This window comes from Anaerotruncus sp. 80 (assembly GCF_009936115.1).
GTDB lineage: Bacteria > Bacillota > Clostridia > Peptostreptococcales > Anaerovoracaceae > Senimuribacter > Senimuribacter intestinalis.
On the sequence record NZ_QWES01000024.1, the window covers coordinates 1 to 12,125 of the forward strand.

The 12,125-nt window shown below is 43.6% G+C and carries 14 protein-coding genes; 1 reads left to right on the plus strand and 13 read right to left on the minus strand.

All coding sequences use genetic code 11. The features are described 5' to 3' along the window. Positions 1–211: 211 nt before the first annotated feature. The 13 genes from D1155_RS12125 to D1155_RS12185 form a co-directional block, all read right to left on the minus strand. Positions 212–583, minus strand: coding sequence for a hypothetical protein (locus D1155_RS12125; protein WP_160202677.1), 372 nt, complete (start codon positions 581–583; stop codon positions 212–214). 247 nt (positions 584–830) lie between these two features. Continuing rightward, a complete protein-coding gene (locus D1155_RS12130) occupies positions 831–1,619 on the minus strand; it encodes a histidinol-phosphatase (RefSeq protein WP_160202678.1) in 789 nt (262 codons plus the stop codon). Then, positions 1,616–2,272 (minus strand): bifunctional phosphoribosyl-AMP cyclohydrolase/phosphoribosyl-ATP diphosphatase HisIE, encoded by a 657-nt coding sequence (gene hisIE / locus D1155_RS12135; RefSeq protein ID WP_160202679.1) that lies wholly within the window; start codon positions 2,270–2,272, stop codon positions 1,616–1,618. The genes D1155_RS12130 and hisIE overlap by 4 nt, the downstream gene beginning before the upstream one ends. Before the next feature lie 341 nt (positions 2,273–2,613). Next, the gene (gene hisF / locus D1155_RS12140) at positions 2,614–3,372 is read right to left on the minus strand and encodes an imidazole glycerol phosphate synthase subunit HisF (RefSeq protein ID WP_160202680.1); all 759 of its coding nucleotides are present in this window, start codon (positions 3,370–3,372) and stop codon (positions 2,614–2,616) included. Beyond that, entirely contained in the window at positions 3,369–4,136 is a 768-nt protein-coding gene (hisA, locus tag D1155_RS12145; protein WP_160202681.1) for a 1-(5-phosphoribosyl)-5-[(5-phosphoribosylamino)methylideneamino]imidazole-4-carboxamide isomerase, read from the minus strand. The genes hisF and hisA overlap by 4 nt, the downstream gene beginning before the upstream one ends. 22 nt (positions 4,137–4,158) lie before the next feature. Further along, entirely contained in the window at positions 4,159–4,776 is a 618-nt protein-coding gene (gene hisH, locus D1155_RS12150) for an imidazole glycerol phosphate synthase subunit HisH (RefSeq protein WP_160202682.1), read from the minus strand. Beyond that, the gene (gene hisB, locus D1155_RS12155; protein WP_160202683.1) at positions 4,777–5,364 is read right to left on the minus strand and encodes an imidazoleglycerol-phosphate dehydratase HisB; all 588 of its coding nucleotides are present in this window, start codon (positions 5,362–5,364) and stop codon (positions 4,777–4,779) included. 4 nt (positions 5,365–5,368) lie between these two features. After that, complete coding sequence (gene hisC / locus D1155_RS12160) at positions 5,369–6,427, minus strand: histidinol-phosphate transaminase (RefSeq protein WP_160202684.1); 1,059 nt, start codon at positions 6,425–6,427, stop codon at positions 5,369–5,371. Beyond that, a complete protein-coding gene (gene hisG, locus D1155_RS12165) occupies positions 6,428–7,063 on the minus strand; it encodes an ATP phosphoribosyltransferase (RefSeq protein WP_160202731.1) in 636 nt (211 codons plus the stop codon). Then, positions 7,056–8,174, minus strand: a complete 1,119-nt coding sequence (locus D1155_RS12170) for an ATP phosphoribosyltransferase regulatory subunit (RefSeq protein WP_160202685.1) — start codon at positions 8,172–8,174, stop codon at positions 7,056–7,058. The genes hisG and D1155_RS12170 overlap by 8 nt, the downstream gene beginning before the upstream one ends. 497 nt (positions 8,175–8,671) lie before the next feature. Further along, positions 8,672–9,601 (minus strand): hypothetical protein, encoded by a 930-nt coding sequence (locus D1155_RS12175; protein WP_160202686.1) that lies wholly within the window; start codon positions 9,599–9,601, stop codon positions 8,672–8,674. After that, on the minus strand, positions 9,591–9,791 hold the full coding sequence (locus tag D1155_RS12180; protein WP_160202687.1) for a hypothetical protein: 201 nt from the start codon (positions 9,789–9,791) through the stop codon (positions 9,591–9,593). The genes D1155_RS12175 and D1155_RS12180 overlap by 11 nt, the downstream gene beginning before the upstream one ends. A gap of 201 nt (positions 9,792–9,992) precedes the next feature. Then, on the minus strand, positions 9,993–10,466 hold the full coding sequence (locus D1155_RS12185; RefSeq protein ID WP_160202688.1) for an LURP-one-related family protein: 474 nt from the start codon (positions 10,464–10,466) through the stop codon (positions 9,993–9,995). Positions 10,467–10,845: 379 nt separating this feature from the next. On the opposite strand from D1155_RS12185, the gene D1155_RS12190 reads away from it, so the two are divergent. After that, positions 10,846–12,015: a hypothetical protein gene (locus D1155_RS12190; RefSeq protein WP_160202689.1), complete on the plus strand. Its 1,170-nt coding sequence runs from the start codon at positions 10,846–10,848 to the stop codon at positions 12,013–12,015. Positions 12,016–12,125 lie beyond the last annotated feature (110 nt).

The window sequence follows — 12,125 nt, forward strand, 5'->3', positions numbered from 1 at the left end:
TAAAGTGGCTTTCTCCTAAAGATACTTTATTTAATTTTTTGCATGACGGTGTAACATATGTTTGACAAACCTTCAATTTACAATAATATTTTGTCGTTATTGCAATATCCTCTAGGCATTACAATAGGGAGATGTCGTTTTTAACGACATCTCCCTAAAACACCCAATATTCTGTTTTTACCTGTTCTGTATTAGTATAGGTGATTTTGTACTATTTCATAGCACTTCCTGATACATTAACAGTATAGCTGGAGAGATTCCGGAAAGTTATTGTATAATTACCTGCACCGCTACTTACTGTTATTTTTTCACTCACATTATCACCAGTTACAGTTTTTGATGTAACAATGGTATTGCCCTTCATTACAATCACTCTCACTTGTGTGCTATTTGCAATTGTATTTGGGACAGACTGCGTGTAGTTAATAACAAAGTTGCTTGATGAATAAAACTCTCCAGTTTCTTTAGTTTCGTTTGGACCCAATGTCTTTGAGAAATTATAAAAGTGTGTCCAACCAAAAGCCACAGATGTTCCTAGCACCATAACCAAAACAAGTGCTAAAAAAGTTGTTCTCTTTTTCATAATGTTTCCTCCTTAAAATCAAAAGTCCTTCTTACTACCCATCGATGGAAAATTCAGTTGTCTGAATTTTCTTTATTATAGCGCATGCTTTGTTGTATGTCAACATATATATAATTTTTTTATGTAAAATTAAAACTTTATTTTTGTTTAAATTGTACTTTTAATTATTTTTCATCGATTTATTAATTATAATTATTCTCATCCTATTGCCTATATCAAGCTAATATTGGCCACATTAAAAATCAAATCATGGTTTACTTTTAATTCCATCTAACAATTCTTGAAATCCAAAGTCAAGCTGCTCTTTATCATGACAGTCACTAGACAAAATGACAGCACAGTCGCTCTTTGCAATCTCCCGCAAAATAAACCCTGCCGGATACGGCACACTGCGATAACCTCTCGCCATAGCACCGGTATTGATTTCGATAATCGGCTTTTTTTCAGAAGCCAGCACCTGGTCCAGCGCCGAAAGGGCTGCCGCCTTGTACCAGTCCGCCTCTTCATCGAAGTATTTATAGCCTTCGTTAAACTTGGTCACCAGATCAAAATGGCCTAAAATATCGCAGCCTGTCTTAGCTACAACGTCAGCTACAGACTGAAAATAGCTCTCTACATAAGCTCTGTAGTTACCGCCGAAGTACTTCTGTACATCAGCTACCATATCCTGCTCGGACTTGTCCACACATACCGGTGTACCATCCTTTGCAAGGGCATAATGAACAGAGCCGATGATATAATCATACGGATAATCGTCTCCTTCTCCAAGGTAATCTCGCTCGACTCCCAGATAAATGTCAATCTGTCCCCGGTACGCCTCCTTTAGACGCAGGACTTCCTCTCTGTAGCGCAAGGTGTTTGCCCTGCTCATGCAAAACTCCTCATCGTTGACCGAATACTCGTGACCGGAAAACCCAAGGGCACAAAACCCGAGGTCGATGGCTTTTTTTACCATCTCCTCAGGTTCATCTTTTCCATCGCAAAAACAGGTATGGGTATGCAAATTGAAATTGCCTTTTGTGTTTAACAAAATCATTTCATTTTCTCCTGTTTCACTTTATGATCTATAATATGGCGTGAAGCCAGCTCACTCATCACGTCATCTACAGTGATTCCCATTTCTACCATAAGTACCATCACATGATACGCAAGGTCTGCAATTTCGTAAATCGTCTCCGCCTTGTCATCCGCTTTTCCTGCAATGATGACTTCGGTGGACTCCTCGCCGACCTTCTTCAAAATCTTGTCCATTCCCTTTTCAAAGAGGTAGGAAGTGTAGGAGCCCTCCGGCATTTCCTCCTTGCGACCCTTTAGCATCTTGTAGAGACCTTTTACAGAGAATCCCTCGGTTTCTTCTATTTCCAGCTCTCCCATTACAGGAAATTCAAAGCAGGAATCGCCGCCCAGATGGCAGGCAGGTCCCTCTTTGTTGACCATGACAACCAGTGCGTCACGGTCGCAATCAGCCGTAATGCTGACGATATGCTGCACATTGCCGCTGGTTTCGCCCTTTCTCCACAGTTCCTGTCTGGAACGAGACCAGAAGCAGGTTCTCTTTTCCTCCATGCTGATTGCAAGGCTCTCTCTGTTCATATAAGCAAGAGTGAGCACCTTCTTGGACTGTGCATCCACCACAATGGCAGGAATCAGTCCCTTTTCATCAAATTTCAATTCTTCTATTTTTACCATAATCTTCTCCTGCTGTCTTCTTTAATATATTTTACTTTTTGTGTCAAGCCCATGAAAGCCATAAACCATGTTTTAGTACCTAACTGCTGTTTTTGTAAAAAAGGTACTAACACACCCCAATCATCGTACGCATTATATGGAAATCAAAGAATAAATCCCCACATAATGAAAGAATTATTCATGGATAAATGTATCATAAGCAAAAAAAACGTGATAAATCTCCGTCAAATTCCAAATAACTTCTTCAAAAAAACTTCGATTAACATAATATCACTCCGAATCTTAGTACCTTTTTCACAAAAATCCGGAATAGGTACGAAAATTCCAATATCCATACCGATCTACTTCCTCACGTGAATACCGGCAGCTGCCAGCTGATTCTTCAAATCTGAAATCGCAACTTCTCCAAAGTGAAAAATAGATGCTGCCAATCCTGCATCAATGGCCGGAATCGCTCTGAATAAATCTATAAAATCAGAAATGCTGCCCGCACCGCCTGAAGCAATCACAGGCACGGACACCAAATCGTTTACCGCGCGCAGAAGCTCAATATCAAAGCCTTTCTTTACGCCGTCAGTGTCAATACTGTTGACTACAATCTCACCTGCGCCGCTGGCTTCACCCTGCTTAATCCATTCCAATGCGTCAAGCCCGGTATCCTCTCTGCCGCCTTTTGCAAAAACATGAAAACTGCCGTCAACACGTTTCACATCGACAGAAAGCACTACGCACTGATCACCATATTTCTTGGCAGCCTCTGCAATAAGTCCTGGATTTTTGATAGCGCCAGAGTTGACAGAAACCTTATCCGCGCCGCATTTCAGCACCCGGTCAAAGTCTGCAATGGTGTTGATACCTCCGCCAACAGTCAGGGGAATGAACACTTTGGAAGCCACTTCCTTCAGAATCTCCGTAAACAGCGCCCGCTCTTCAAAAGAAGCGGTAATGTCATAAAATACCAACTCATCCGCACCGTTTTCGCTGTAATATTTGCCAAGCTCCACTGGCGAAGAGACGTCTGACAATCCTTCAAAATTCACACCCTTTACCACTCTGCCGTTTCGCACATCCAAACAGGGAATAATTCTTTTGGTAATCATTTTGCTCCTCCTTCATCAAAGAGGGCCGCAAAGACGTCTGCCTGCTCAATAGATTTCGCCAAAGCGATAGCTTTTTGCAGATCGATTGCGCCGTTATAAATCGCTTTTCCGATGATAGCGCCGTAAACGCCCATATCAAGAAGCGCCGCCACATCCGCCATAGAAGACACGCCGCCGGAAGCTACAATATCGACGGGATACTTCTCTGAAAGCTCTTTGTAAAGCGCCTGATTCGTTCCCTGCATAGCGCCGTCCTTTGAAATATCCGTACAGATAATGCAGCTGACGCCGTCATCTGCCAGCTTTTCAAAAATCTCATCTACGGTAATCTGAGACACTTCTTTCCAGCCATGAATTGCCACATGCCTTTCCGAAATATCCACGCCTACCGCAATTTTTTCTTTATATTTCCTAATCATTTCTGTAGTAAATTCCGGCTCTTTTACAGCAACAGTGCCGAGAATCACCCGGTACACACCGGCGTCAATATACCGCTTGATGGTCTCTTCGCTGCGGATTCCTCCGCCGATTTCTACTTTCAGACCGGTTTCTGCCGCTAGGCGTTTTACCACCTGAAAATTCGGGGTATCGCCGTCCTTTGCGCCGTCTAAATCTACCACATGGAGAAACTCTGCCCCCTTCGCCTCAAACTCCTTGGCATAGGCTACCGGGTCGTCTCCGTATACTGTCATCTGGTCGTAGTCGCCTTTTAGCAGGCGTACCACCTTGCCATCACGCAAATCGATGGCAGGAAAAATTTTCATAACCAAACTTCCTTTCTCTCTTTTATAGCTCGCAAAATGCACGCAGAATCTTCATACCGATTTCGCCGCTTTTTTCCGGGTGAAATTGAACGCCGTAAACGTTATCCTTTGCAACTGCCGCCGTCAGTTCTGCCCCGTATTCTGTCGTTGCAATGGTCGCTTCCTCGCACTCACTTCCATAATAGGTATGGACAAAATACACAAAATTGCCCTCTTCCAGATATTTGAATATCGGGCTTTTTTCTTTGTCCTTGGGGAAATGAAGCCCATTCCAGCCAATATGAGGCACCTTGTAACCGCAAGGCACCACACCCTCCATGGTGACAATTTCACCGGGGATTAAACCCAGACCTGCATGCTCACCGTATTCATAACTTTTCTCAAAGAGCAGCTGCATACCGAGACAAATGCCAAGAAGTGGTTTTCCTTTGGAAACTTCCGAAAGCACCACCTCAGCCATACCGCTTTCCCGCAGTTTTAAAGCCGCATCACCAAAAGCGCCGACACCGGGAAGTATCAGCTTATCTGCTTTTTCAATCACCGCCGGATCGCTGGTTAATACCGCTTCCTGTCCGATATAACGGAAAGAACTTTCCAGAGAAAAAATATTTCCTACGCCGTAATCTATGATGGCAATCATTTACAGCACTCCCTTCGTGGAAGGAATTTCGTCTTTATATTCCTCGTCAATTTTTACTGCTTTTGCCATAGCTCTGCCGAAAGCTTTGAACATGGCTTCAATGATGTGGTGGGTATTCTCCCCTGCAAGCTGCTTAAAGTGCAAAGTCACCTGCGCCTTTCTTACAAAACCAAGAAAAAATTCTTTCACCAGTTCCGTGTCAAAATCTCCCACTTTCTCACATGGCATTTCTACCTGTAAGCCCAGATAATCTCTTCCGGAAATATCCACTGCGCATATCATCAAAGTCTCATCCATAGGCAGAATGATATCGCCAAAGCGGCAGATTCCCCGCATGTCTGCGAGCGCCTCAGAAAAAGCGCTTCCCAGTACGATTCCAATGTCTTCTACGGTGTGGTGGTAATCCACGTCTGTATCTCCCTGACAGCTGACTGTAAGGTCAAATCTGCCGTGCCTTGCAAAGAGGGTCAGCATATGGTCTAAAAATCCACAGCCTGTATGAACAGCGCTTTCCCCTCTGCCGTCCATATTCAGCTTCAGACTGATTTGGGTTTCCGCTGTATTTCGATTGATTTCACTTGTTCTCATCTTTTTACCTCAAAATTTCTGATACTGCTTCTAAAAAGCAATCCATCTCTTCTCTTGTTCCAATGGTAATTCTATTGTACTGGCTGATTGCCTCTTTGTCAAAGTGGCGAATCAAAATGCCTTTTTCTCGCAGTTTTTCATAAAGAACCCCACCGTCCACATCGGGAGATTTTGCAAAGAGAAAATTGGCCTTAGACGGCACCACCTCAAAACCCATAGCAATCAGCTTTTCTGCAGTATAGGCTCTGGTTTCCATAATACGCCTGCAGTTTTCCATATAGTATTCATTTTCGGAAAGGGCTGCAATGCCTGCAGCGCTGGTCAGTCTGTTGACATTGTATGGATTCGTAGAAAACTTGATTTTTTCAAGATCCGCAACCAGCGCTGCTGACGCGATGGCAAAACCCAGACGCGCCCCCGCCATGCTCCTCGATTTAGAGAAAGTCTGCACCACCAGTAGATTCTCATATTTATGTATCAATTCTACCGCGCTGTCTGCTCCAAAGTCTACATAGGCTTCATCGATGAGCACCACCGATTCTCTGTTAGTTCTAACGATTTCCTCCACCTGCTGCAGGGAAAGAGCCTGCCCCGTCGGTGCGTTGGGATTTGCAATGACAATCATGCCGTCCTTACAGACATAATCCTTGGGATCGATGGAAAAATCTGGTTTCAGTGGCACTTTCACATAATCGGTTTCGTAAAGGTCCGCAAAGACCTCGTAAAATCCATAGGAAGTCTCCGGAAAGTAGACCTTGCCGCCTTCGCCCGCAAAAGCCATAAAGGCAAAGTTTAAAATGTCATCGGAACCGTTGGTTACAAACACGTTGTTTCTCTGCACCCTGTAAAGATTTGCGATGGCCTGCTTCAAATCCGACGAATCCGGATCCGAATAAAGACGTAGATTTGCAGCCTCACCTGCGTTTAATGCTGCAATGGTAGCAGGTCCCGGCGAATAAGGTGATTCGTTGGTATTCAGCTTAATCATCACCTGATCTTTCGGCTGCTCTCCCGGCGTATAAGGCTTTAATTTCCTGTATTTTTCTACCAAAAATTTACTCATTTATTTTTCCTCTTTTTCCTTCAGCTGGGAAGCCAGACTGTCACGAATCTGCTCAATCTCTGCCGTCTTAAACTTAAAGCCCGCCTTATTGGCAATAAGTCTTGCGCTGATTGGCACAATAGTCTTTACCACTTCCAGATTATTTTCCTTCAGGGTCTTTCCCGTCTCCACGATATCCACGATGACATCTGAAAGCCCCAGAATCGGTGCAATTTCAATAGAACCGTTGAGTTTGATGATATCGATGTCTCTGCTTTCCCTCTCGTAATAGGTTCTCGCGATATTTGGAAACTTTGTTGCAACCTTTAAGGTTCGCTCGGTGTTGTCGCGGAAAGTACTCTTTGCGGCAACCGCCATTCTGCATTTTCCAAGCTCCAAGTCCAAAAGCTCATAAACTTCTGGCTCGTATTCCAGCAAAATGTCCTTTCCCGCTACGCCGATATCTGCAGCTCCACGCTCCACATAAATAGTCACATCCGACGGCTTGACCCAGAAGTAGCGAACCCCCACTTCTTCGTTTTCAAAGATCAGCTTTCTGTTATCCTCTTTAATAGACGGACAAGGGTAGCCCGCCTTTTCAAACATATCATAAACCTTCTGCCCCAGTCTTCCCTTGGGCAGAGCCACATTAATCATTTCTTTCAAGGATTTTTACCTCCCCATCTTCCAGTTTCAAAAGTTTCCTGTAAGTCATTTTCTCCGGAATACTGCGCTCCAAAAGGACACTTTCGCCCTTGTCACGCAGATCCTTAGCCTCCTTCATCAAAAGGCGTAAATCCGATTTCTCATCGTAGAGAAAGACCACATCAAAGTCGTAGACTTTTTCACTAGGGTCAAGTCTGTCCAAAGAATCCAAATATACCGCAAAGCCAATAGCGCCGGCTTTCTTCCCCATTCGCTCCATCAGCTGATCATACTGACCGCCGGAGAGAATACTGTTTGGAATGCCCTTTATAAAACCTTTGTACAAAATACCGCTGTAATAGCCCATATCGTTGACGATGGAAAAGTCGATATTGATATTCTTTGCCAGCTTGTTGACCGCCAAAATGCTGCAGATGGTTTCAAGTTCGGTCAAGGCCACTCTTACCTCATCGGAAAGGCTGGCTTTTTTCAGAGCCGTTAACACCTTCTTATATCCTCCATAGGTTGATACCAAAGTCTCGATGGACTGATATACCGTTTCTTCGATTCCGTTCTCTTCACATAGCTTGCGAATTTCGTGCAAATTTTTTTCCGCGATGCACTTCAAAACCTGCCGCTGCAGCTCCTCGCAAAGCGGCGCAAGCACTGCCTTAATGACGCCCATATGGGAAATTTCCAAAACGTAGTTACTGCTGATTGTCGCAAGGCTCTTTGCCGCCAAAGCGGTTACCTCACAAATATGATAAAGGTCGATATCACCCATGCATTCAAGCCCCGTCTGCATAATTTCTTTATATGTATGAGAGGATTTAGACGCACGGTAAATGTTCTCGCTATAGTAAACTTTCTCTATATATCCTTCGCTGTGATGATAATTCTTAATAATGGAAAGTGTTAAGTCTGGCTTTAAAGCCATCAGTTTTCCGTTGTCGTTAAAAGTGATCATGCTGTCAATCTGCAGGAATTCCTTATTCTTAACGTAAAGATCGTATTCCTCAAATTTTCCCATCTTGAACTGTCTATAGCCGTACTTCTGGTATAGGTTTCTCAGTTCAAAAGTTGCTCTTTCATCACTTTTCAGTAAACTTCTGCTGATTTTCATTGTCTGTCTTTAACTCCTTTCAGCTTTCGTAGGGCACACTTTTTCCTTAAGTTCCGCCCTTCGCTTTACTATTTTACCACATTAAAGCATTAAATCAAGAGGCTCGCACTATGTTTTTATGTTTTTTTTGCTATACAAAGCGGAGGACCGATTCTCAGATCGCCGACCCTTCGTCCTGCTGCCAGTGGCGGATAAAATGCATATATTCGCACAAAAGAACCAAAATATGCACAGCCCTCTGCATATATTTTAAAAAAAACTTTAATATATGCATATTCTATGGTTTTGAAAAGGAATTTTATCACTTCCTTGCCGATATTTTTCGTTTTCTAGATGCTATTGTGCATATATCAAACACTTTCTCCAAAAATATGCACATCAGTGTGCATATAATCGGCAAAACTTCTGAAAATATGCACACTACAGTTTTCCGGTAGTGCACACTCATCCATAAAAAAACTGCCCGCTTTCATAATATGTAAGTAGACAGCTTTCGCTTATTTTCTCATCAACTTGTGAATCTGGTCAAGCTCTTCCTCAAAGTCCTTGGAAACAGCGCCTGGATTTCTGCGAAGAATGTTCACCGCTCTTCGGTACTCCTTATCGGTACGCTCTGCCAGTTTCTGTCTATGAGTCTCCAGCCTTTCATAAAAGTCCACACGCTCCTGCAGCGCTTCCTGCTTATCGGTAAAATAGTTTTCTGCATAATCGCGAAGTGCTGCCAGTTTTGTCTCATACTCTCTTCGGGATTCTCTCAAATTTCGCTCAAAGCGATTGCGGAACTTTTCTGCTTTCGCCCCCTGCTCTTCCTTAAATTTCCGAATATCATCTTCAGCAAGGGCATAGACAAAATCAATTCTGCTCTGCAGTCTGCGCAGTTCCTCGTTGCTCTCTGCTTTTTTGATCAGCATAGCCTTTAAATCCAGCGCTTCGTTTACAGAAATGGTCATATCCACCGAGATCAATATGACAAGCGCCATTGCCGCAGCATCAATTGCTCCCATTGGAATCTGCAGCACTAGTTCTTCAATGGGAGGATGTAGCACTCTGACCAAAAGAATGGAAAATCCGCCCCACGCCAGAGATACAAATAGACAGATATGCCCATTCAAATTCAGCCTGTGCTGTGAGTAATCCCAATAGCGCACGCCAAAAATCTTCTGCATCGCCGCACCAGTGCAGTACTCCAGGATTGTCGAACTAATCATGCCAAACAGATAAATCAGTGGCAGGCTGTTGCGCACACCTAAAGTGGCAAAGAGAATCACAATTGCACCCGACCCATAAATCGGCAAGAATGGTCCATGCATAAAACCTCGATTTTCAAAATGTCCTGTGCGAACAGACACATACACAGTCTCCCAAATCCAGCCCAGAAAACAATATATAAAAAATAGAAACACCCACTGTGTCGGACTATAATACATCGGTTTTCTTTCCCTCTTTATGACATAGTTCCGTATTCGGACAGCTTCCGCAATGGAAATTGCACTTTTCTTCGTTAATATATCTCTCTGCTTCATTTTTCGATGCCATGACAACGGTGGCAAAGCCAATCAGCCCCAATAACACAGCTACCACAACGATATATCCAATATGACTAAAAAAATATTCCATTTTATATGTCCTCCAACTCGTTTTTCGTTAATCCGCCTTCTGCCATTTTAGCACAAGAAACGCCGAATGAAAACAGGCATATTTTTCAGCCCTACGGCAGGGGTGCGAAAAATTATCAGCGAATTGAACTGTGACAAAAGTGACAAATTTCTTGATTTTTGTCACTTTTATCAAGATTGAATCCCGCAGCAAGAGGTTCGTTTAATCATTCCTCGAACACTTCTCAGCGTCAATGGCAAGCACCAGCATCAGCACATACAGCGCGTCCTTTGAATCTTCGATATCCAGCACGTAAGTATCTGTCCAGTGGAATAACTCTTTGGAAATCACGGCTACCTTTCTTCCATCGACACCGATGACTTCGTAATCCCATTCCATGAAATCTCCTTCGATATGCCAACCGTTAAAGTCGATATGATACCGTGGCTTCAGAAATGAAAACTCCTTGCTGATACTTCCGATATATCCCTCTCCTTCGTAGATTTCAAACTTAGGCAGCCATGTCAATACTTTCTCCCTGACTGTTCCGACTTCACTTCCCCGCGCGTCAAAAATTTTCAGGCAATGTCCCCAGGCAAGCTGCCCCTGCACCGTGTACACCGGTCGTTCTGATTCATCATATATATCATAACTGTCAAACCATGAAAAAAATCTCTGTTTAAATCTCAGCTTCATCCCGTACCTCTCATTAAAATCAAATTACCTGAAATTATTATACCACAAGCGCAGCACCTGGTGCTGCGGCGGCGTATGCCGCCTGTGCCGTAGGCACAGAGTTTGTGATTCAATGTTCTCTCAGGCGTCAGAATCTTCAATTCTGCTAACGCCGTGAGGTTATTATACCACATATTGATAGCAGCAGAAAGAGAAATCGCAGGTGCGGAAAGGCAAAACCTTGAAAACTTTTGCGGCTTTGTTCGCGGATTACCTGTTGCAGTTTCATGGGTTTGTCGTGATTACACAGTACATGCATCTTGAAAAAATTCCCATTCTATCGTATAATTAGAAGTAAGAAACCTGAAATCATGTGAATTTATATGAAAGGACAGAAATTATGAAAAGAAGAAAATTATTATCCCTCGTTCTTGCTTTTGCGTTGGTTCTAACCACTGCTTTCGCAGGTGCGGAAAGTATCTTTGCGGGGACTGTGTCTGACGCAGCTGGTACCCCAGCCACAGAAATTACAGCACAGGGCGCAAATTCAACAGAAGATATCAATGCATATGTCGCCAGAATGACCACAGGCAGTGACAATGTTACTGTCATTCCGGTCAAAACAACAAAAGGCGGCACCTTGGCAATTCCACTTTCCGGCGTTGAAGTAGGAAAAGGCGTTACCGTAACCCTGCACTCTACTTCTGCTGCAACCAGCGGAGACAAAATTGGCTACTCCAAATATCTAAGCAGTTCAAAAGTAGAAGACACCCTGTACGCAAAAGTAAAAAAAGCGGGCACTTACTATTTGAAGTTTGAAACTGCAAGCTACAACGCTGGCATGCCGCAGTCCGTAGGATTTCGCGCTATTCTCTATCCTGCAGGCGGCACGCTGACCAAAGGCAAAGTATTCTACGGCGCAAGTCCGGATAACAGTGGCGTTTCCTACTATAAGGTAACCGCCCCTGGCAACGGCTATCTGACTGTTAGCTTTCCAGAAAGACTGACCGACTACTCTAGTTTCAACATTAAACTGATGAATTCCAAGAAAAACAGTCTGTTCACCAACTTTGAATATCTGTCTTCCAGCAAGGCATACAAGACCACCATCGGCGTTGCGAAAGGCACCTATTACATTGCGGTAAAGAATTCTGACAATGCTTACGGTATCAAAGTTTCTTTCACCAGCGTCAAGGAAAGCAGCGGCTCTTCCAAGAGCAAGGCAAAGTCCATTTCCAAGGGCAGTACCAAGAAAGGCATCATCACTGCAGCGCAGAGTGCAACTTCTGGAGACTGGTACAAATTTAAAATCACCAAAACCCAGTATGTCAAATTTACCTTTAAAGTAAAGGCTAACGGCGGCGGCAGTTCAGGCGGACTGAAAGCAGCTTTCTATCAATCCGGTAAAACCTATCCGGCTACCAGCGTCAACTGTTACGGCGATGATGGCAAAGAAGTGCAGCTATACACCATCGGCAAAGGCACTAAGCTGGCGCCGGGCACTTACTACATCAAGGTCCAGAAGTATAGTCACGGAAATGGTTACTATACGCTGAAATGGAACAAGTAATAAAACTATAAGTATACAAAAACACCGGCTTATCATCAGTCGGTGTTTTTATGTTCAAAACTAGCCATGCATTCAATGCGTGGTTTCTTATATATAAAAAAGGCGGGAAT

Bases quoted from the DNA above. Each gene is read 5' to 3' on its own strand.
- D1155_RS12125 (WP_160202677.1), bottom strand. From the start codon at position 583: ATGAAAAAGAGAACAACTTTTTTAGCACTTGTTTTGGTTATGGTGCTA.
- D1155_RS12130 (WP_160202678.1), bottom strand. From the start codon at position 1,619: ATGATTTTGTTAAACACAAAAGGCAATTTCAATTTGCATACCCATACC.
- hisIE (WP_160202679.1), bottom strand. From the start codon at position 2,272: ATGGTAAAAATAGAAGAATTGAAATTTGATGAAAAGGGACTGATTCCT.
- hisF (WP_160202680.1), bottom strand. From the start codon at position 3,372: ATGATTACCAAAAGAATTATTCCCTGTTTGGATGTGCGAAACGGCAGA.
- hisA (WP_160202681.1), bottom strand. From the start codon at position 4,136: ATGAAAATTTTTCCTGCCATCGATTTGCGTGATGGCAAGGTGGTACGC.
- hisH (WP_160202682.1), bottom strand. From the start codon at position 4,776: ATGATTGCCATCATAGATTACGGCGTAGGAAATATTTTTTCTCTGGAA.
- hisB (WP_160202683.1), bottom strand. From the start codon at position 5,364: ATGAGAACAAGTGAAATCAATCGAAATACAGCGGAAACCCAAATCAGT.
- hisC (WP_160202684.1), bottom strand. From the start codon at position 6,427: ATGAGTAAATTTTTGGTAGAAAAATACAGGAAATTAAAGCCTTATACG.
- hisG (WP_160202731.1), bottom strand. From the start codon at position 7,063: ATGATTAATGTGGCTCTGCCCAAGGGAAGACTGGGGCAGAAGGTTTAT.
- D1155_RS12170 (WP_160202685.1), bottom strand. From the start codon at position 8,174: ATGAAAATCAGCAGAAGTTTACTGAAAAGTGATGAAAGAGCAACTTTT.
- D1155_RS12175 (WP_160202686.1), bottom strand. From the start codon at position 9,601: ATGTATTATAGTCCGACACAGTGGGTGTTTCTATTTTTTATATATTGT.
- D1155_RS12180 (WP_160202687.1), bottom strand. From the start codon at position 9,791: ATGGAATATTTTTTTAGTCATATTGGATATATCGTTGTGGTAGCTGTG.
- D1155_RS12185 (WP_160202688.1), bottom strand. From the start codon at position 10,466: ATGAAGCTGAGATTTAAACAGAGATTTTTTTCATGGTTTGACAGTTAT.
- D1155_RS12190 (WP_160202689.1), top strand. From the start codon at position 10,846: ATGAAAAGAAGAAAATTATTATCCCTCGTTCTTGCTTTTGCGTTGGTT.